Here is a 19,827-nt window from a genome sequence, read left to right as displayed (position 1 = left end):
GATCGCGTCCGGGCCATATTTTTCTTTAATGGCGCCAAGGCGGGTGGCGACGTAATCGAGCGCCTCGTCCCAGGAGACGGCTTCCAGTTTGCCGCCACGCTGGCGACGGATCATGGGGGTTTTGAGACGCGGGGTCAGGATCTGGGTATCGTTAATGAAGTCCCAGCCATAATAGCCTTTCAGACACAGGGTTCCCTGATTGGTTTTCCCCTGCGCCGCCTCAGCCCGGACGATTTTGCCGTTATCGACCACCAGGTTGATTTTGCAACCTGATGCGCAATACGGGCAAACCGTGACGACTTTTTTCATCGGTTTTGCTCCAGTTAATCAATTAGCGCTGACGCGCAATCGACCGTCACTATGCATCTTCTATGCCATGTTTTCATTGTGGTTATTAACGGATAGTACGCGGCTTTTTTGGGCGAAATGCTGACGAAAAACAGGTCATCGTCAGTTTTGACGTGACGAAAAGCCCGGAGATGTGACGCCGATTATAAAAACGGCAGCGAAAAATGGATTTGTCGTCGCCCGCTTGCACAATCGACCAGACTGACACTATTCCCGCCAGGCAGAGGTAAACCATGAAACCGGTCATTTTAGTGATTGATGATGACACCGCGATCTGCGAGCTGCTGGGCGACGTGCTCGGCGCCCACGCGTTCGAGGTGGTGGCCTGCCAGAACGGTGGTGAAGCGCTGGCGACGGTCGCCCGGCGCGCAGATATCGCGCTGGCGCTGCTGGATATGATCCTGCCGGATACCAATGGTTTGCTGGTGTTACAACAGCTGCAGCGCACGCGGCCTGAGCTACCGGTGATCATGCTTTCCGGCCTGGGAAGCGAATCGGATGTGGTGGTCGGGCTGGAAATGGGCGCCGACGATTACATCGCCAAACCGTTTAATGCCCGGGTAGTGGTGGCGCGCGTAAAGGCGGTGCTGCGGCGCAGCGGGGCGATCGGCGCGGAAAGCCTCGTGCCGGGCGGGGAGCATGGGCTGTTGTTTAACGGCTGGCGACTGGATACCCGCCGCTGTGAGCTGTTTAATCCCCAGCAGCAGAGCGTGGCGTTAACCCAGGGGGAGTATGGGTTGTTGCTGGCGCTGGCGCAAAACGCCCGCCGGGTTCTGAACCGTGAACAGCTGCTGGCGCTGACCCATAATGAGAGCATGGAAGTATTCGACCGCACGATCGATGTGCTGATCATGCGCCTGCGGCGTAAAGTTGAGGTCAATCCGCATCAGCCCACGTTGATTAAAACCCTGCGCGGGCTGGGCTACGTTTTCGCCGCTGACGTTATCCATAACGACAAAGCGGCGTAGGGCGAAAAGAGACCCGTCAGCCGCTTTGCTGCGTTATTTCACCGTCCAGCCCTTGTAGCTGCTGACGTTATTTTTATCGATCATCTTCACCGGGATCAACACCGGCGCGGCTGGCGCGGGCTTGCCCTGCAGAATGTCATAACCGATTTCCACCGCCTTCGCCGCCATGACCTGCGGGTCCTGCGCCGGCGTGGCGACGAACAGCGAATTCTTACGCTTCAGCGCCTCTTCGCCGTCCGGGCTGCCGTCGACGCCCACGATAAAGAACTCATTACGTTGCGCCTGTTTCGCCGCCAGATCGGCGCCAATCGCCGTTGGATCGTTAATCGCGAACACGCCGTCAATCTTCGGATTCGCCGCCAGCAGCGACGTCATCACTTCCAGCCCGCCTTCGCGGCTGCCTTTAGCGTTCTGGTTGGCGGAGAGGATTTTGATATCCGGATGTTTTTTGAATTCGGTTTCGCAGCCTTCAACGCGGTTCTGCACCGCGGAAACCGGCGGTCCGTTGATAATCACCACGTTGCCTTTGTTGTTCAGGCGATCGCTAATATATTTACAGGCCATCGCGCCGGCCTGGGTGTTATCGGAGGTGATGGTGGCATCTGCGCCTTCGGCGGCGACGTCAACCGCCACCACCACGATCCCGGCCTCTTTCGCCCGCTTCACCGCCGGGCCGATACCTTTTGAATCAGCGGCGTTGAGGATGATCATATCGACTTTGGCGGCGATAAAATTATCGATCTGCGCTACCTGCTGTCCCAGGTCGTAGCCGCTCGACACCAGCGTGACCTTCACTTTGTCCCCCGCCAGCTTGCGTGCTTCCAGCTCGGCCCCCTTGGTGATTTGCACGAAAAACGGGTTGGCGAGGTCGCCCACCGTCACGCCTATCGCTTGTAGATCTTTGGCCGACGCAAAAGGGGAGGCGGCCAGCAGCGCGCCGGCACACAGCGCGGTCACTATCGGTTTTAAACGCATTCGCTTTTCCTCGCAGGTAAGATGTTGTTATGCACTTTGATGGTGTCGGGTACGGTATTTGTCGATTAGCACCGCTATGATGATCACCGCCCCTTTGATCACCAATTGCCAGAAGTAGGAGACGCCCATCAGCGTCATGCCGTTGTTGAGGGTGGCGATAATCAGCGCCCCCACCAGCGTACCGGTGATGGTGCCGATACCGCCGACGAAACTGGTGCCGCCGAGGATCACCGCGGCAATGGCGTCCAGCTCATAGCCGACGCCGAGGTTGCCGTTGGCGCTGTACAACCGCGAGGCGCTCATCACCCCGCCGAGCCCGGAAAGCAGCCCGCTCATGCCATAGACGAACAGCAGCACCAGCCAGACTTTAATTCCCGTCAGCCGCGCCGCCTGCATATTGCCGCCGACGGCGTAGATATGAATACCGAGGGTGGTGCGGCGCAGGATAAACCAGCATACCGCCACGACCGCCAGCGCAATCACCACCAGCCACGGCACCGGGCCGAGATAGTTATTGCCGATCCACTCAAAGCTAATATCGGAGTTAATCACCGTGGTGCCGTCGGCCAGCAAATAGGCGGCGCCGCGCAGCGCGGTGTAGGTGCCAAGGGTGACAATAAACGGCGGTAGTCCGGCGAAGGCCACCAGCGCGCCGTTGAACAGCCCGAGCAGCAGGCCGAGCATCAGCGCCGCCGGGATCGACAGCATCGCGAATTGCGGGATGAGCGATACCACCATCGCCGCAACCGCGGTGGTGCCGAGAATTGACCCCACCGACAGATCGATACCGCCGGTAAGAATAATAAAGGTCATCCCCGCCGCCAGTACGATGTTGATGGAGGACTGGCGGGTAATATTCAGCAGGTTGCTTTCGGTAAAGAAATTCGGCGCGACGAAGCCGAACACCGCGACGATCAGGATTAAAATCGGCAGGATGCCGACGGTTTGCATCAGGTCGCCCATCAGCATTTTTTTTGCCGAGGCGGATTTCGCCGCCGGCGCGGAGGTCTCTTTCGGTATGCTCATGCTTGTCCTGCCTTAAGGTGAGAATCGTTCACGCCGGTCGCCAGCGTCATAATGCTTTCCTGACTAATCTCGCCAACCTGCAACTCGCCGGCGATAGCGCCTTCACGCATCACGTATACCCGGTCGCTCATGCCTACGATTTCCGGCAATTCGCTGGAGATCATTAAAATGGCGACGCCCTGGCGGGCCATCTGATTCATGATGCGGTAAATCTCGCTTTTGGCGCCGACGTCAACGCCGCGGGTCGGTTCATCCAGGATGAGAATGCGCGGGCCGATCGCCACCCAGCGTGAAATCAGCAGCTTTTGCTGATTGCCTCCGGAAAGCCCGCCGGCGCGCACCTGAGCATGCGGGACGCGGATGTTCAGCAACTGGATGGCGTCATCGGAGATAGTTTGCGCTTTCTTACGGTCTAGCATTCCCCAATTGGCGTCGCGCTCAAGCGTCGCCATGGTGATGTTCTCCTGCGCCGCCAGTTCGAGAAACAGCCCCTGTTCCTTACGGTTTTCGGTCAGAAAGCCGATCCCGAGGTCGATAGCTTCGCGCGGCGAGTGAATAACCACCGGTTCGCCGTCGATTTCAATCACCCCGGCGGTGGCTTTGCGGACGCCGAAAATCAGCTGCGCCAGTTCGGAACGTCCGGCGCCGACCAGCCCGGCGAGGCCAACGATTTCCCCGGCGTGCACCACCAGGCTGCTGGGATGCACTTTGCCGCCGTCGCTGAGATCCTGCACCCGCAGGCGCGGCTGGCCGCGCGGGATATCGCGCTCTTTATTGAACAGATCGCTAAGCGGACGGCCAACCATCATGCGCACTAATTCGGGGGCGCTAAGGTGGTCGCGGGTGAGGCTGCCGACATACTGGCCATCGCGCAGCACGCTGACCCGGTCGGAGAGTTCATACACTTCGGCCATGCGGTGGCTGATATAGATGATTGCCATCCCTTCATCGCGCAGGCGCAAAATCAGCTCAAACAGGCGCTGCGTTTCTCGCGAGGAGAGGGCGGCGGTAGGTTCATCCATCACCAGAATGCGGCTGTTGCGATGCAGCGCACGGGCGATTTCCACCTGCTGCTGTTCGGCGATAGTCAGCTTCATCACCCGGTCGCTGGCTTTGAACTGCGCGCCGAGCCGGTCGATAACCGCCTGCGCCTGGGACTCCATCTCTTTGCGTTGTACCAGACCGCCGCGGGAAAGCTCGCTGCCGAGGAAAATGTTTTCCGCGACGGTGAGGTTCGGCGCCAGCTGCATCTCCTGATAGATCAAGGTGATCCCCGCCGCCAGCGCATCTTTCGGGCCTCTGATCGTCTGCGGTTGTCCGTCGATCAGGATCTCGCCGCTGGAGGCGGTATAGGCGCCGGCGAGGATCTTCATCAACGTGCTTTTTCCCGCGCCGTTTTCGCCCATCAGCGCGTGGATCTCGCCGGGCCAGACCGTCAGATCCACCCCTTTCAGCGCATAAAACTTGCCGAAAACTTTGGCGATGTTGCGCATGGATAGCACCGGTGTTCCCTGCATGCCTGCTCTCCTGGCTGCGTTGTCGATATCGGCACTTCATCACCGCAACGTAAATGAGTGATGTCATCGGCCATTCATAATTGTCATATTTTTGAATAGTTAATGCAGATCACAATTACGCCGAGAAATTTTCTTCACCTTCGGCGACGGTCCGGGAATGATGGGAGAAAACGCCTGACCGGAGCCGCTATGTCTTCCCATCACCCGCATTTTTTCGTTAGCGCCCGCGGTCGCCTGCTGTCATTTAACTTGTTGATGGTGGCGGTGACGTTAATGGTCGCCGGGGTGGCGATATTTGGTTTTCGCCATGCCAGCCAGTTGCAGGAGCAGGTACAGCAGCAAACGCTTAGCGACATGAGCGGCAGTATGAATCTGGCGCGCGATACCGCGAACGTCGCTACCGCGGCGGTGCGACTGTCGCAGGTAGTAGGCGCGCTGGAGTATAAAAGCGAAGCGGAACGTCTGCTGGAAACCCAACAGGCGCTGAAGCATTCGCTGAGCCAACTGGCTTCGGCGCCGCTGGCGCGGCAGGAACAGACGCTGGTGGCGAGCATTATCCGCCGCAGCAACGAGCTGCAGCAGAGCGTCGCCGGCATGCTGGAGCGCGGGCAACGCCGCCATCTGCAGCGTAATGAACTGCTGAGCGCGCTGTATCAAAACCAGAGCTATTTGCGCCATTTGCAGGATCTCAACGATCGCGAGGGTAAACCGGCGATCGATCCTCAGCGTTTAAACGAAATGGACCGGCTGATCGTCGCCGCGATACACACCGCCACGCCGCGCTCGATCGTTCTGCAGCTCGATGACATCAGACGCTTTTTACCGCGTAATGATAGCGATTCTGAGCGGGCGTTTATCCTGCCGGATTTCAACGCCGAGCTGGCGCGGCTGGCGCCGCTATCGGCGCAGCTTGAAGAGAGCGATCTGGCGATCGGCTGGTATATGTTTCATATTAAAGCGCTGGTTGCGCTGCTTAATGATGATATTAATCAGTATGTTGCCAGAGTTGCCCAGGCATCTGAGGCGCGAGCGGCGCAAAGCCACCAGCAGTTGCGCTCCATCAGCGCGTTTATCCTGCTGGCCGCGCTGCTGGCGCTGGCGATTACCGGCTGTGCGGGCTGGTATATCTATCGTAATCTCGGCCTTAATCTGAACGCGATATCCGGCGCGATGTCGCGGCTGGCGCACGGCGAGCAGAATGTGACGGTGCCGGCTCTGCAGCGGCGCGATGAGCTTGGCGAACTGGCGCGCGCCTTTAACGTTTTCGCCCGCAATACCGCTTCCCTTGAACACACTACCCGTCTGCTGCGGGAGAAAACCACCCAGATGGAGATTGACCGCCTTGAGCGACAGGGGCTGGAGGAGGCGCTGCTGCATAGCCAAAAAATGAAAGCCGTCGGCCAGCTTACCGGCGGCCTGGCGCACGATTTTAACAACCTGCTGGCGGTTATTATCGGCAGCCTCGAACTGGTACAGCCGGATGAGCGCGATGCGCCGCGGATATCGCGGGCGCTGAAGGCTGCCGAACGCGGCGCCTTACTCACTCAGCGGCTGCTGGCCTTTTCGCGTAAACAGGCGCTGAACCCGCAGGCGGTGGCGCTACAGCCATTGCTGGAGAACGTCTGCGAGCTGATGCGCCATTCGCTGCCTGCCTCTTTGCGTCTCGAAATTGAAGCACAGTCGCCTGCCTGGCCGGCATGGATCGATGTCGGACAACTGGAAAACGCCATCATCAACCTGGTGATGAACGCCCGCGACGCCATGGATGGGCGGTCAGGCATTATCGCGCTACGCACCTGGAACCAGCGGGTCACCCGTAGCGATGGACGACGTCAGGATATGGTGGCGCTGGAGGTGATTGACCACGGCAGCGGCATGTCGCAGGAAATTAAAGCGCAGGTCTTCGAGCCCTTTTTTACTACCAAACAGACCGGCAGCGGCAGCGGGCTTGGGCTGTCGATGGTGTACGGTTTTGTGCGCCAGTCGGGCGGGCGCGTAGCGATTGAAAGCGCGCCGGGGCAGGGCACCACCGTACGTTTACAGCTACCGCGAGCCACGTCAGCGGTGGAGGAGGAGCGACCGCCGTTGGATAGCGAACCGATGGCGACCGGCGAGCGGCTAGCGCTGGTGCTGGAGGATGAAGCCGATGTGCGCCAGACGTTATGCGAGCAGCTGCATCAGCTGGGCTGGCTGACGCTGGAGGCGCAAAGCGGCGAGCAGGCGCTGCAGATGCTGGCGGCCTCCGGGGATATCGCGTTGTTGATTAGCGATTTAATGCTCCCCGGCGGGCTGAGCGGCGCCGAGGTTATTCACGAAGCGCAACGCCGTTTCCCGGCGGTGGCGCTGCTATTGATTAGCGGCCAGGATTTGCGCCCGGCGCATAACCCGGCGTTGCCGGAGGTGGAACGGCTGCGCAAGCCTTTTACCCGTACGCAGCTGGCGCAGGCGTTGCGTGCGGCGATGGCGCGGATTTGAGATTCCTCCGCTACACGCGGCAAATAGGGTTGATTAAGGTATCGCCAGTACCCTGATGAGACCGGCCCCGATGAAACGTTACGCAACCGCTCTGTTTTTTTGCACGCTGGCGCTGAGCAGCCAATTGGCCCACGCCGATATTATTGATGACGCTATTGGCAATATTCAGCAAGCCATCAACGATGCCTACAATCCGGGCAGCAGCCGTTCCGACGACGATGACGGGCGCTATGACGACGGACGCTACGATGACGGCAGCTATCAGGGCAGCCGCCAGCAGCGTAGGGATAATCAGCAGCAATATAACGATCGCCAGCGCCAGCTTGACGACCGCCGTCGCCAGCTGGATGAGCGCCAGCGCCAGCTCGATAGCGATCGTCGCCAGTTGGAAAGCGATCAGCGCCGCCTCGACAACGATTATTGATTTTCCCGGTCACGCTGCCGGCTAATCGAGCACGATCTCCATGCCGTCGTATCCCGCCTCGAAACCTTTCGGCAGCGGGTTATCCATCATCCACTGGTCGAACTGATGGCTGATATGAGTGAGGATCACCCGCGGGCAGCCAAGTACCTGGTTCAGCGCGCGCACGGTATTCAGGTCGCTGTGGTTGCGCGGCGCCTGTGCTCTGGGCTCGTAGCTGCAATCGATGACAATCACCTGCGGCTGATTATTAAGTAAAAACTTCAGCGTCTTCTCCGGCAGCCCGGCGGTATCCGCAAGCCAGGCCACCCGGCTGTGCGCCGACTCCAGCAGATAGCCGTAGGTCAGCTTTGAGTGGATTAACGGCAGCGGCGTGACCTGTAGCCCCTGTAGTTCAAATACCGTGAAGGGGGTAACGGTGTGGCTAAAATCGAGGATGCCGGGATGCTTAAACAGATCGTCGCAGCCCACATCATCAGGCGGTCCGTACACCACAATCGGATCGCCCACGCCCCAGCGCAGGGGGAACAGCCCCTGTACGTGGTCCATATGGTAATGCGTCAATAAAATCTGCTGGAAGCTACCCGCGGGCTGGCGTTCCTCCAAATCTGCCAGCCCGGCGTCGAGCAGCGTGACCGCATGGTTAAAGCGCACCACCGCGCTGCAGGGGCGGCGGCGATAGCGCGCATCGGCGCGGGCGCGCTGGCAGGCGGCGCAGTCGCAGCCGAAGACCGGCACCTGCTGGGCGCCGCCGGTGCCGGTCAGGCGGATCGTCAGGCTCATCGTATTACCTTATCCTCAGGCATGCTGATTCTCTTCACGCCCGGCGTGCTGGCGCAACAGCTGGAAGAAACGCTCTACCGATTGCCCAAGGCTGCCGTCGTTATTCAACGTCAGGCAATCGGCCGGTTTATAACGCGCGGCGCGTTGCAGTCGCTGGTCGATTTCCACGGCATTTTCCCGGCCGCGCTGTTCAAGCCGCTGGCGCAACACCTGTGGTGAGACTTCGAGACAAATCGGTACCAGTACGTCATCGTAACGTTCTCGCGCCTGCGCCAGATGCGCGCGCGAGCCGTTGGCGACGACATCAAAACCGGCATGCAGCCAGAGGTCGATCTCCACGCCGACGCCATAGTAATTATTGTTGGCATGCCAGCTGAGGGCGAAAAGATTACGCTTGGCGCGGGTGAAAAACTCATGCTCGCTCAGCGCAATATGGTTCTCGCAGCCCGCCTGGTGCGGGCGGGTGATGTAGCGATGCGCGACCAGCAGTTGCGGATGCTCACGCTGGCGCAGCGCGGCCAGCAGACTATCTTTTCCCGACCCGGAAGGGCCGACCAGCCAAATCAGTTTTCCAGGCATTAAAAGACCCTCTTTCCCTGACGCCAGACGTGATCGATATGGACGTGCTCGCCGCGGCGGTGCGCCAGTACCAGATCGGCGCGTTTGCCTTCGGCGATGACGCCGCGGTCATGCAGACCCAGCGCCTGCGCCGGATGTTTGCTGACCAGACGGATAGCCTGCGCCAGCGTGAAAGCGTTGTCGTCGCTATCGGCGATACGGAAAGCGGCATCAAGCAGGCTGGCGGGGTAGTAGTCGGAAGAGAGAATATCTAACACGCCGCTGGCGGCTAGTTGATGCGCGGCGACATTGCCGGAATGCGAGCCGCCGCGCACGATATTCGGCGCCCCCATCAACACATTCATTCCATGCTGGCGCGAAGCCTGCGCGGCGGCCAACGTGGTAGGAAATTCGGCGATCACGCTGCCAAGCTGGTGGGATTCGGCGACATGTTCATGAGTGGCGTCGTCGTGGCTGGCGAGAGCGATTTGGCGTTCCCGGCACATCGCGGCGATAGCCTGGCGATTAGGCTGCGACCAGGCCGCCGCCAGCGCCATTTGCTCCTCTTCGAAGCGTTCCATCTGCTCGCCGCTGAGCTGATATTTGCCCTGATAATATTCGCGATATTTTTCGCGGTTGGCGAACTGGCGTTGACCCGGCGAATGGTCCATCAGCGACACCAGAGTGACCGGCTCGCGGTCGACCAGCTTTTCAAACAGCGGCAGAGTGGTGTGGTGCGGCAGTTCACAGCGCAGATGCAGGCGGTGCTCGGCGCGGTTAAGCCCGCGTTTTTGCGTCTCTTCCACCGCGTTGATCATCTTTTCCAGATTCTCAAGGCGGTCGCCGCCGTCGCGCACGTCGCCAATCGCCACGGCGTCGAGTACGGTGGTGATGCCGCTGGCGACCATTAAAGCATCGTGGCTGCTCATCGCCGAGTGTGCGGGCCAGTCAACCTTTGGCCGCGGGGTGAAGAATTTATCCAGGTTATCGGTATGAAGTTCGATAAGCCCCGGCAGCAGCCAGCCGCCTTCGCCATCGAGGGCGCCGGGCAGCCGGCTCTGGCTTTCGGCAAAGGCGTAAATCCGCCCCTCCTGCACTTCCAGCGAACCGTTGATGGTTTCGTCTTCCAGTACCAGCTTTACGTTATTGATTATCATACTGTGATACCCATTGGGTGCAGGCGGTCGGCGACCTGGCCGCGTACCGTTTCATCATGGAAAATACCGACGATGGCCGCGCCGCGGGCTTTAGCCTGTTGGATCAGCGCCACCACCGCGGCGCTGTTGTTGGCATCCAGCGAGGCGGTGGGTTCATCAAGGAGTAAAATCGGATAGTCGACCGCAAAACCGCGGGCGATGTTGACCCGCTGCTGTTCGCCGCCGGAAAAGGTGGATGGCGCCAGATGCCACAAACGCTCCGGCACGTTGAGATGGCTCAGCAGACGGGCGGCTTTAGCGGCGCTCTCTTCGCGCGGCGTCCCGAGCTCAAGCAGCGGCTGCATGACGACTTCCAGCGCGGATATCCGCGGGATCACCCGCAGAAACTGGCTGACCCAACCGATGGTGGTTTTACGCATTTCCAGCACCTTGCGCGGCGTGGCGGTCACCAGATCCACCCATTCGTCGCCGTGGCGGATATGAATATGACCGCTGTCCGGCAGATAGTTAGCGTACAGCGAGCGCAGCAGCGTCGATTTGCCGCTGCCGGAATGGCCGTGCAGCACCACGCACTCCCCGGCGTTAACGGAGAGCGAAGCGTCGGCGAGCACCGGCAGACGTACGCCGTGCTGTTGGTGCAGAACAAAGGTTTTATGGATGTTTTCAACGCGGATCATTTTAGCCCTCTCGGGGTTGGAGTGCCGGGTGGCGCTTCGCTTACCCGGCCTACGAATAACGCACCTGTAGGCCGGATAAGGCGCAGCCGCCATCCGGCAAAACAGCATCAATTCTGCAACACCGACGACACCAGCAGCTGGGTGTAAGGATGGTGCGGATCGTCGAGCACCCGGTCGGTTAAGCCACTTTCCACCACCTGTCCTTGTTTCATCACCAGCAGACGGTTCGCCAGCAGGCGAGCGACGCCGAGATCGTGGGTGACGATCACCACCGCCAGACCCAGCTCCACCACCAGCCCGCGCAGGAGATCGAGCAGGCGCGCCTGTACCGAGACGTCCAGCCCGCCGGTGGGTTCATCCATAAACACCAGTTTCGGCTGCGTCACGAGATTGCGGGCGATTTGCAAGCGCTGCTGCATACCGCCGGAAAAGGTGGTCGGCAGGTCGTCGATGCGGGAAGGCGGGATCTCCACCTCCTGCAGCCAGCGTTCGGCGGTGGCGCGAATGTCGCCGTAGTGGCGGGCGCCGGTCGCCATCAGCCGTTCGCCGATGTTGCCGCCCGCCGAGACCTGGCGACGCAGGCCGTCCATCGGGTGCTGATGCACAACGCCCCATTCGGTGCGTAGCAGGCGGCGGCGTTCGGCTTCGCTCATGGCGTACAGCGAGCGCTGTTGATACCGCACTTCACCCTGTTGCGGCGCCAGACGAGCGGAAATCGCTTTCAGCAGCGTGGTTTTACCGGAGCCGGATTCACCGACGATACCGAGCACTTCGCCCGGCCACAGCTCGAAAGAGACATCGCTAAAACCTTTGCCCGGCGCATAGAGATGGGTCAGGTGATTGACTGCAAGTAACGGCTGGCTCATTTTTTCTGCGCCTCGCTCTGTTGGCGGCAATAATCGGTATCGGAGCAGACAAACATCCGCTGGCCGCTGTCATCCAGCACCACTTCGTCAAGATAGCTGTGACGCGAACCGCAAATGGCGCAGGGTTCATCCCACTCCTGCACGCTAAACGGGTGATCGTCGAAATCGAGGCTTTCGACTGCGGTATAGGGCGGCACCGCGTAGATACGCTTTTCGCGCCCGGCGCCGAACAGCTGCAGCGCCGACATCATGTGCATTTTGGGGTTATCGAATTTCGGGATCGGCGAAGGGTCCATCACGTAGCGGCCGTTCACCTTCACCGGATAGGCGTAGGTGGTGGCGATGTGGCCGAAGCGGGCGATATCCTCATACAGCTTCACCTGCATTACGCCGTACTCTTCCAGCGCGTGCATGGTGCGGGTTTCGGTTTCACGCGGTTCGATAAAGCGCAGCGGCTCCGGGATCGGCACCTGATAGATCAGGATCTGATCTTCCACCAGCGGCGTTTCCGGGATCCGGTGGCGGGTCTGGATCAGGGTGGCGTCTTCGGTGCGTTCGGTGGTGGCGACACCGGTTACGCGTTTAAAGAACTGGCGGATCGACACCGCGTTGGTGGTGTCATCGGCGCCCTGATCGATGACCTTCAGTACGTCGTTCTCGCCGATAACGCTGGCGGTCAGTTGGATCCCGCCGGTACCCCAACCATAGGGCATCGGCATTTCGCGGCCGCCGAAGGGCACCTGATAGCCGGGAATGGCCACCGCTTTCAGTATCGCCCGGCGGATCATGCGCTTGGTTTGCTCATCAAGATAAGCAAAGTTATAGCCAGTCAGTGGGTTAGCCACGTTCGTTCTCCCGTTGCAGGCGTTTCAACAGCGCCAGTTCGGCCTGGAAATCGACATAGTGCGGCAGTTTCAGATGCGAGACGAAACCGGCGGCTTCAACGTTATCGGCGTGCGCCAGCACGAACTCTTCGTCCTGGGCCGGTCCGCTTATCTCTTCGCCGTATTCCGGCGCCTGAAGGGCACGGTCGACCAGCGCCATGGCCATCGCTTTACGCTCGCTCATGCCAAACGTCAGGCCGTAGCCGCGGGTGAAGTGCGGCGGCTCATCCTCTGGATCGACAAAGCCGTTGACCATTTCGCATTCGGTCAGCAGCAGCTCGCCAATATTGACGCTAAAACCCAACTCTTCCGGCACGATTTCCACCTGCACGTAGCCGCTGCGGATCTCGCCGGCAAACGGGTGATTGCGGCCATAGCCGCGCTGGGTCGAGTAGGCCAGCGCCAGCAGATAGCCTTCATCGCCGCGTACCAGCTGCTGCAGCCGCGAGGAGCGCGAGCAGGGATAGACCGGCGGGGTGCGGGTGATATCGTCAGGCGGCGCGCCGCAGTCCGCTTCCGCTTTGGCCAGCCCCTGTTGCGCCAGCAGGTTGAAGACGTGCGGCGTCGGCGGCGTTTCGCTACCGGCTTTCTGCACCGACGGCGGTTCGCCGTTGGCCAGCAGGGTAAAATCGAGCAGGCGGTGGGTATAGTCGTAAGTGGGGCCCAGCAGCTGGCCGCCTGGGATATCTTTGTACACCGCGGAGATGCGGCGCTCGAGGCGCATTCCAGCGGTATCAACCGGTTCGCTGACCGCCAGCCGCGGCAGGGTGGTGCGGTAGGCGCGCAGCAGGAAAATGGCTTCGACGTTATCGCCGCTGGCCTGCTTCAGCGCCAGCGCCGCCAGTTCGCGGTCGGCGATGCCGCCTTCGGTCATCACCCGGTCCACCGCCAGGCTGAGCTGTTCGCTTATCTGGTCAACGCTCAGTTCGGGAAGCCGTCCATCGCCCCGTCGTTTCTGCTCTTGCAAGGCGTGAGCGGCGCTAATCGCCTTCTCGCCGCCTTTGACGGCAACATACATTTAGCACACCTCCACGTGGGTGGTACGCGGGATAGCCAGCAGGCGCTCGCCGCAGGTCAGGATCAGGTCAATGCCCAGCGGGAACGGGTGCGGGCGTTCGGTTAATTCGTCGATGATGCAGTCCGGCAGCTGTGGGGCGATCATTCGCTCCTCGGCAATGCCCGCGCCGGTCAGGCGCAGCATGCGTCCGCCGCTCAGGCTGGCTAGTTGAACAATCAGTGTGACGCCGGTTTCCGGCGCCGCCACGGTACCGGCGGAAAGGACATTAAGCTGTTCGGCGCTGATGGTGTCGCAGGCGACGGCAAATACCGCCTGCTGCGGCTGTTCCACCAGCGTCGCGCCGGTATGGAAGCGCAGATTTTGGCTGACCAGATCGTTATGCAGCGCGGCGGCCATCCATACCGGGGTGTCGTGATCGGCCAGGGTCAGCAGCAAGCTGGTGGAGGCGATATTCAATGGCTGCCAGCCGTGCTGAAGCTGCTGCAGAGAGACAATCACTCCCGGCTCGCTCATTGCTTTCAGCAGGCGGCGGAAACTGTGTTGGGCATCCTGCACCGGTAGGGTAAAGGCGGTTTGTAATGTCATGCGTTATCTCCGCGAACCAGAGTAAAGAAGTCGACCCGGCTGGCGTTGACTTCGGCGCGACGAGCATCGAGGCGCGCGCTGCGTTGTGCTTCCAGCGGGGTAATGAGGGTTTCCATTAAGGTGTGAAAATAGTGAGGCGATTGCAGCAGGCCGTCGATCGCCGCGCAGCGCTCGGCGTGTGGGCGATTGCGGCCTAAAATCCAGCTGTAGCCGAGGGTGCCATCGGCCAGGCGCACGGCGGCGCGGGTCAGGGTGGCGTCACCGGCAAAGAAACGATCGCCGATGCCGCCCATACGCGCCTGGAGCTGTACCAGCCCGGTTTCCGGGGCGCGAATTAATTCATACTCCGGCGCCAGCCGCAGCGATTGCATGCGCGCCAGAAGGTCCTGCGGTTCACTGTGGGCCAGCACGGACATCCAACGCTGGCGGGTGGCGGTATCGAAGTGCATTCAGTGCTCCATGGTGAATTCAATCATGTCGGCGCGGGTCAGGCTAACGGAGTACTCCGTCGTGACTGTCTCGCCCTCGCGGCTATTGAGCGTGCGTACGCACAGCAGTGGCGCCATATTGGGGATTTCCAGCAGCTTGCTCTCTTTCGCCTGCGCGCGGCGAGCGCTGATTTTGGTGCGTACGCGGGTCAGTTCGATAGCGAGCTGGTCGCGCAGCAGGTCGTGTAGCGAACCGTGGGTGAAGGTTTGCAGCACCGGCCAGAAGCGCAGGTCGGCGAAGTAGTGGTCAATCAAACACAACGCCACGCCGTTGACCCGGCGCAGGGTGCGCAGATGAATGACGGTTTCGCCTTCGGCAATGCCAAAGGCTTCGGCGACATGGCTGCTGGCTGGGCGCAGCACCGACAGCAGCTTCTCGCTGGTCGGGTGGCTGCCTTGTTCCAGCAGGTTTTGGCTGAAGCGTGCCTGGGCGTTGAGCGGGTAGTCGATGGGGCGCATCAGTACCAGCACGCCGACGCCCTGGCGGCGCTGGACCCAGCCGCGTTCCACCAGTTGATCGATGGCGCGACGTAGGGTGTGGCGGTTGACTTCAAAGCGCGCCGCCAACTGCTGTTCCGCAGGCAAATAATCGCCGCAGCGATAGTGATGGCGCAGCTCCTGTTCAAGCCTGGCGGCAATTTCCTGATACCGGGTGGGGTAACTGGTCGGATGTCTGGATAAGTACATGGTTATCGAGCCTCACTAAGCACCTTGGGGATCCCCGTTGAGCGTGGGCCGATACTGACGCGTTTTTGTTACATTCCTGTTAAGTCACGATGACCGCAGGATGAAGAGTTAATGCCGGTGAGATGACAGGGCGGAGAAGCCGCCCTGGAGAGAAGATTAGGGTTGTTTGACGACGTTAACCATCCACGGCACGCCGAAGCGATCGACGACTTTGCCGAAACCGTGGGCCCAGAAGGTCTCCTGCCACGCCATTTCGATGCGCCCGCCATCGGCCAGCGCCTCAAACCAGTGTTTGCCTTCAGCAATATCTTTCGGCTCCAGCACGAGGACGAATCCCGCGTAATGTTCCATGTCGCTACTGGGGCTATCGCTCAGCATCAGAATACTGTCGGCGACCTGCAGACTGGCGTGGGCGATGCAGTCGGCGGCAAGATGCTGCCCGGAGGCGCAGCCATCGTCGGCATCCTGGGCGCTCTGTGGCATTTCGCCGTAGGTGATTTGGTGGATAAGCTGCGCCCCCAGCGCCTGCTGATAGAAGGCGATGGCGGCAGCGCAGTTGCCGCTAAAAGCAATGTAAGGACTCAGGGACATAACCATGACCTCAGATAACCAATGACCCATAAAGCGTAGTTGGTGACGGGCAAAAGAAGCCAGGCGGCAAAGCGGGGTGAATTTTTCTGAAAATGCGTCGCCGCGTGGCGGGAAGGCAGAGACGAAATGAGAATTGATCGCGCGGTTTGGCTGGAAGGTTCCGGGAATAATTTTGGCGAAATGAGCGATATAATTTGGCGACGTTCCGCCGCTGATATTCGGACGCGCTGGCAAGGTTGCCGCCAGCGCCGGAAAAATAATAGCGCTGGCGTGAAAAAATTTAATTAGTTCTTTTTGACGAATTCAGATTTCAGCTTCATCGGGCCAAAACCGTCAATTTTGCAGTCGATGTTGTGATCGCCTTCGACCAGACGGATATTCTTCACTTTGGTGCCGATTTTCAGCATGGAAGAGCTGCCTTTTACCTTCAGATCTTTCACCACGGTCACGCTGTCGCCATCGGCAAGTAAGTTGCCGTTAGCGTCTTTTACGATCAGCGCGTCGGCGTCATCGGCCGGCTCGGCATTGTTCCACTCGTGGGCGCATTCCGGGCAGATGTACATGCCGTTATCTTCATATGTGTATTCAGAATGGCATTTTGGGCAGTGTGGAAGTTGCATGGCGTTCCTCGTGATTACTGGGAAAAACAGGACGTTGGTCCGTTAAACAGCGGCTGTGAGCCGAAAGTGCGGCTGATTATAGCGCAATCCCGCACTTTTGTCGGGTATTTTTTCCAGGAAATAACGCAGGGTAATTATTTTGGCTTTACGGAGAATATGCTGAAAAACAGACGTTAATAAAGTCCATAAATAAACATCGGCGGCGAAACAGAGATTGAACTTATTCATTTTATTTGGCTCTGTAATTAAGCTGGGCGAATTTTTCGTGAAGTTGATCCCAAATTTAAACGCTGGTAGGGTAAAAAGGGATGTAAGTAAATTCGTCACTGCTTATTTGGTAAGTGAATTATTAATTTAAGGCCAGAGCAGGCGTCAACAGGTTCGGTTGTACACTCTGTCAGAAAGACAGTGCAGGCAAACCTGCTACGCTTGAAATGTGGAGCACAGCACTTCGCCGCTCCCAACGTACGTCGCGAATGACCTCGTCATTTGGCGAGGAGTCGTGCGCTCAAGGCGATAGCACAGAGGAAAAGTATGCTTAAAAGGAAAAAAATAAAGCCGATTACGCTTAGGGATGTCACCATCATCGATGATGGTAAGTTGCGAAAAGCCATCACCGCGGCCTCGCTCGGTAATGCGATGGAGTGGTTCGATTTCGGTGTGTATGGTTTTGTGGCTTATGCCCTTGGTAAAGTCTTCTTCCCCGATGCCGATCCCAGCGTGCAGATGATTGCCGCGCTCGGTACTTTCTCGGTTCCCTTCTTGATTCGTCCGCTCGGCGGCCTGTTCTTCGGGATGCTCGGCGATAAATACGGTCGACAAAAAATCTTAGCGATCACCATCGTTATTATGTCGATAAGTACATTCTGTATCGGTCTTATTCCGTCGTATGCCACCATTGGTATCTGGGCGCCGATTCTGCTGCTGCTGTGTAAAATGGCGCAGGGCTTCTCGGTGGGCGGCGAATATACCGGGGCGTCGATCTTCGTAGCCGAATACTCGCCTGACCGTAAACGCGGGTTTATGGGCAGCTGGCTGGACTTCGGTTCGATTGCCGGCTTCGTAATGGGCGCAGGCGTGGTGGTACTGATTTCCAGCGTCGTGGGTGAAGATAACTTCCTCGACTGGGGCTGGCGTATCCCGTTCTTCCTGGCGCTGCCGCTAGGGATTATCGGCTTGTACCTGCGTCACGCGCTGGAAGAGACGCCGGCGTTCCAGCAGCACGTGGATACCCTTGAACAGGGCGACCGCGAAGGTCTGCAGGAAGGTCCGAAGGTCTCCTTTAAAGAGATTGCCACCAAGCACTGGCGCAGCCTGCTGACCTGTATTGGTCTGGTGATTTCCACCAACGTGACCTATTACATGCTGTTGACCTACATGCCGAGCTACCTGTCGCATAACCTGCACTACTCGGAAGATCACGGCGTACTGATTATTATCGCCATCATGGTCGGCATGCTGTTTGTCCAGCCGGTTATCGGCATGCTGAGCGACCGTTTTGGCCGCCGTCCGTTTATCCTGGTGGGTAGCGTCGCGCTGTTCACGCTGTCTATCCCGGCCTTTATCATGATTAACAGTAACGTGATCGGCCTGATCTTCGCCGGTCTGCTGCTGCTGGCGGTGGTGCTGAACTGCTTTATCGGCGTGATGGCCTCATCGCTGCCAGCGATGTTCCCGACCCACATCCGCTTCAGCGCTCTGGCCAGCGCCTTTAACATCTCGGTGCTGATCGCCGGTCTGACGCCGACGCTGGCGGCATGGCTGGTGGAAACCACCCAGAACCTGATGATGCCGGCTTACTATCTGATGGTGATTGCGGTGATTGGCCTGATTACCGGCCTGTCGATGAAAGAGACCGCTAACCGTCCGCTGAAAGGGGCGACGCCGGCGGCGTCCGATATCCAGGAAGCGAAAGAAATTCTGGGCGAGCACTACGATAACATCGAGCATAAAATCGAAGATATCGATCAGGAAATCGCCGACCTGCAGGAAAAACGCGCCCGTCTGGTACAGCAGCATCCGCGTATCAACGACTAACCGTTTTTCACTGTTCACGATGCCGCCTGGGGAGACCCCGGCGGCATTTTTTATGGCTGCGGCGACGCGAGGCTGTGGCGGCGCTGTTGGCTCAATTTACGGTACTGCTGCGGCGGCATGCCGACGTAGCGGGTAAAGGTGCTGTAGAAGCGGCTGCTGGAACGGAACCCGGCGGTGAGGGCGATATCAAGGATGGTCTTATCGGTATCGCTTAGCAGCGCGCGCACGTGATTGATGCGCATGGCGGTAATGTACTGCTTCATGGTCTGCTGCATCACCCGCTGAAAAACGCCCATCGCGTAGTTTGGGTTAAGTTTAACGTGCTCGGCGACGGCATCGACGGTCAGCGCCTGGTCATAATGGGCGGCGATAAATTCCAGCATCTGGCTAACGTAAAATTGCGCGTGGCGCGAGACGCTGTTCTTGTGGGTGCGCGAGGTTTTGTTGACCAGAATCGGCTGCCAGCCGGCGAGGCTCAGCCGCTTGAGCATCAGGGCGATTTCATCGATCGCCAACTGGCGAATCTGTTCATTCTCGTGATTCAACTCCTGCTGCCAACGCCGTACTTCAAAAGCGCTTAACTGCTGGGCGGCGAGAGATTTAATCACCATCCCGTGGGTGACGTGATTTATCAGTTCGCGATCCAGCGGCCACGACAGAAACAGATGCATCGGCAGGTTGAATATCGCCATCTGCTGGCAGTCGCCCGGGCGGGTCAGTTGATGCGGCGTACAGGCCCAAAACAGGGTGATATAGCCTTTCTCAATGCGCACCACTTCATTGTTAATCAAATACTCCACGTCGCCGTCGAACGGCACGTTGACCTCTACCTGGCCGTGCCAGTGGCTGGTGGCCATGGCGTGCGGCGGGCGCAGTTCGATATCCATGCGCTGATACTCGGAATAGAGCGCCAGCGGGCTGCGGCTCTGCTTTTCATCGCTGCTGCACATGTGCGGGTCGGGGGGCAGGGAAGTGAGGCGGTGTTCCATCATGGGCGGATTCCTGGATCGTCAGAGTGGCTGCGTTTTTAGCCTGAACTGATTACAGCTTAGCGGAATCATCGGCCCGTTTTCTCTCCTTTTAAGCCGATCTATTCCCAAAAACTCAGATTTTGTGGCGTTCAATGGCCGATCTGAGTTTCCGGGA

At 59.1% G+C, this 19,827-nt stretch carries 21 protein-coding genes; 4 read left to right on the top strand and 17 right to left on the bottom strand.

Translation table 11 applies throughout. The annotated features are described in order from the left end of the window. A partial coding sequence (locus tag PGS10_RS16030; RefSeq protein WP_316423244.1) for a molybdopterin-dependent oxidoreductase occupies positions 1-309 on the bottom strand: 309 nt, incomplete at its 3' end. A gap of 272 nt (positions 310-581) precedes the next feature. Here PGS10_RS16030 and PGS10_RS16025 point away from each other — a divergent pair. After that, on the top strand, positions 582-1,316 hold the full coding sequence (locus PGS10_RS16025; protein WP_213292873.1) for a response regulator: 735 nt from the start codon (positions 582-584) through the stop codon (positions 1,314-1,316). 33 nt (positions 1,317-1,349) lie between these two features. Here PGS10_RS16025 and PGS10_RS16020 read toward each other — a convergent pair whose 3' ends face one another. From PGS10_RS16020 to PGS10_RS16010, 3 genes are read right to left on the bottom strand one after another with little or no spacing between them, the layout of a single operon-like run. Next, positions 1,350-2,291, bottom strand: coding sequence for an ABC transporter substrate-binding protein (locus PGS10_RS16020; RefSeq protein ID WP_015368709.1), 942 nt, complete (start codon positions 2,289-2,291; stop codon positions 1,350-1,352). 27 nt (positions 2,292-2,318) lie between these two features. Then, a complete protein-coding gene (locus PGS10_RS16015; protein WP_045380370.1) occupies positions 2,319-3,317 on the bottom strand; it encodes an ABC transporter permease subunit in 999 nt (332 codons plus the stop codon). Beyond that, positions 3,314-4,834: a sugar ABC transporter ATP-binding protein gene (locus PGS10_RS16010; RefSeq protein WP_045367893.1), complete on the bottom strand. Its 1,521-nt coding sequence runs from the start codon at positions 4,832-4,834 to the stop codon at positions 3,314-3,316. The genes PGS10_RS16015 and PGS10_RS16010 overlap by 4 nt, the downstream gene beginning before the upstream one ends. A 189-nt stretch (positions 4,835-5,023) precedes the next feature. On the opposite strand from PGS10_RS16010, the gene PGS10_RS16005 reads away from it, so the two are divergent. Next, entirely contained in the window at positions 5,024-7,309 is a 2,286-nt protein-coding gene (locus PGS10_RS16005) for a hybrid sensor histidine kinase/response regulator (protein WP_047046380.1), read from the top strand. 70 nt (positions 7,310-7,379) lie between these two features. Further along, complete coding sequence (gene yjdP, locus PGS10_RS16000) at positions 7,380-7,733, top strand: DDRRRQL repeat protein YjdP (protein ID WP_045396524.1); 354 nt, start codon at positions 7,380-7,382, stop codon at positions 7,731-7,733. 21 nt (positions 7,734-7,754) lie between these two features. On the opposite strand, the gene phnP is transcribed toward yjdP, so the two are convergent. The 12 genes from phnP to PGS10_RS15940 all read right to left on the bottom strand — a co-directional run bounded on the left by phnP (position 7,755) and on the right by PGS10_RS15940 (position 16,644). Beyond that, a complete protein-coding gene (gene phnP / locus PGS10_RS15995; protein ID WP_316423243.1) occupies positions 7,755-8,513 on the bottom strand; it encodes a phosphonate metabolism protein PhnP in 759 nt (252 codons plus the stop codon). A 15-nt stretch (positions 8,514-8,528) separates the two neighbouring features. Beyond that, positions 8,529-9,092, bottom strand: a complete 564-nt coding sequence (gene phnN, locus PGS10_RS15990) for a ribose 1,5-bisphosphokinase (RefSeq protein ID WP_316423242.1) — start codon at positions 9,090-9,092, stop codon at positions 8,529-8,531. Then, the gene (phnM, locus tag PGS10_RS15985; protein WP_316423241.1) at positions 9,092-10,228 is read right to left on the bottom strand and encodes an alpha-D-ribose 1-methylphosphonate 5-triphosphate diphosphatase; all 1,137 of its coding nucleotides are present in this window, start codon (positions 10,226-10,228) and stop codon (positions 9,092-9,094) included. Before phnM ends, phnN begins: the two co-directional genes overlap by 1 nt. Next, positions 10,225-10,905: a phosphonate C-P lyase system protein PhnL gene (gene phnL, locus PGS10_RS15980; protein WP_289577972.1), complete on the bottom strand. Its 681-nt coding sequence runs from the start codon at positions 10,903-10,905 to the stop codon at positions 10,225-10,227. The genes phnM and phnL overlap by 4 nt, the downstream gene beginning before the upstream one ends. Positions 10,906-11,012: 107 nt before the next feature. Beyond that, entirely contained in the window at positions 11,013-11,771 is a 759-nt protein-coding gene (gene phnK / locus PGS10_RS15975) for a phosphonate C-P lyase system protein PhnK (RefSeq protein ID WP_045396510.1), read from the bottom strand. Next, positions 11,768-12,616 (bottom strand): alpha-D-ribose 1-methylphosphonate 5-phosphate C-P-lyase PhnJ, encoded by an 849-nt coding sequence (locus PGS10_RS15970; protein ID WP_047078512.1) that lies wholly within the window; start codon positions 12,614-12,616, stop codon positions 11,768-11,770. The genes phnK and PGS10_RS15970 overlap by 4 nt, the downstream gene beginning before the upstream one ends. Next, complete coding sequence (locus PGS10_RS15965; RefSeq protein ID WP_315712196.1) at positions 12,609-13,673, bottom strand: carbon-phosphorus lyase complex subunit PhnI; 1,065 nt, start codon at positions 13,671-13,673, stop codon at positions 12,609-12,611. The genes PGS10_RS15970 and PGS10_RS15965 overlap by 8 nt, the downstream gene beginning before the upstream one ends. After that, entirely contained in the window at positions 13,674-14,258 is a 585-nt protein-coding gene (gene phnH, locus PGS10_RS15960; protein WP_015368697.1) for a phosphonate C-P lyase system protein PhnH, read from the bottom strand. Beyond that, on the bottom strand, positions 14,255-14,707 hold the full coding sequence (gene phnG, locus PGS10_RS15955; RefSeq protein WP_045396504.1) for a phosphonate C-P lyase system protein PhnG: 453 nt from the start codon (positions 14,705-14,707) through the stop codon (positions 14,255-14,257). The genes phnH and phnG overlap by 4 nt, the downstream gene beginning before the upstream one ends. Next, the gene (gene phnF, locus PGS10_RS15950; protein WP_015368695.1) at positions 14,708-15,433 is read right to left on the bottom strand and encodes a phosphonate metabolism transcriptional regulator PhnF; all 726 of its coding nucleotides are present in this window, start codon (positions 15,431-15,433) and stop codon (positions 14,708-14,710) included. Positions 15,434-15,589: 156 nt separating this feature from the next. After that, positions 15,590-16,024, bottom strand: a complete 435-nt coding sequence (gene yjdN, locus PGS10_RS15945) for a VOC family metalloprotein YjdN (protein ID WP_045396544.1) — start codon at positions 16,022-16,024, stop codon at positions 15,590-15,592. Positions 16,025-16,308: 284 nt separating this feature from the next. Continuing rightward, the gene (locus PGS10_RS15940) at positions 16,309-16,644 is read right to left on the bottom strand and encodes a zinc ribbon domain-containing protein YjdM (RefSeq protein ID WP_015368693.1); all 336 of its coding nucleotides are present in this window, start codon (positions 16,642-16,644) and stop codon (positions 16,309-16,311) included. Between the two features lie 534 nt (positions 16,645-17,178). Here PGS10_RS15940 and proP point away from each other — a divergent pair. Beyond that, positions 17,179-18,681 carry a glycine betaine/L-proline transporter ProP gene (gene proP, locus PGS10_RS15935; RefSeq protein ID WP_047078509.1) on the top strand — a complete coding sequence of 501 codons (1,503 nt, stop codon included), beginning with the start codon at positions 17,179-17,181 and terminating at the stop codon, positions 18,679-18,681. Positions 18,682-18,731: 50 nt separating this feature from the next. On the opposite strand, the gene melR is transcribed toward proP, so the two are convergent. After that, entirely contained in the window at positions 18,732-19,670 is a 939-nt protein-coding gene (gene melR, locus PGS10_RS15930; RefSeq protein WP_316423247.1) for a transcriptional regulator MelR, read from the bottom strand. Between the last annotated feature and the right edge of the window lie 157 nt (positions 19,671-19,827).

Source organism: Klebsiella sp. 141153 (assembly GCF_032601995.1).
Lineage (GTDB): Bacteria > Pseudomonadota > Gammaproteobacteria > Enterobacterales > Enterobacteriaceae > Klebsiella > Klebsiella aerogenes.
This window is presented reverse-complemented; position numbering and strand designations above follow the sequence as displayed.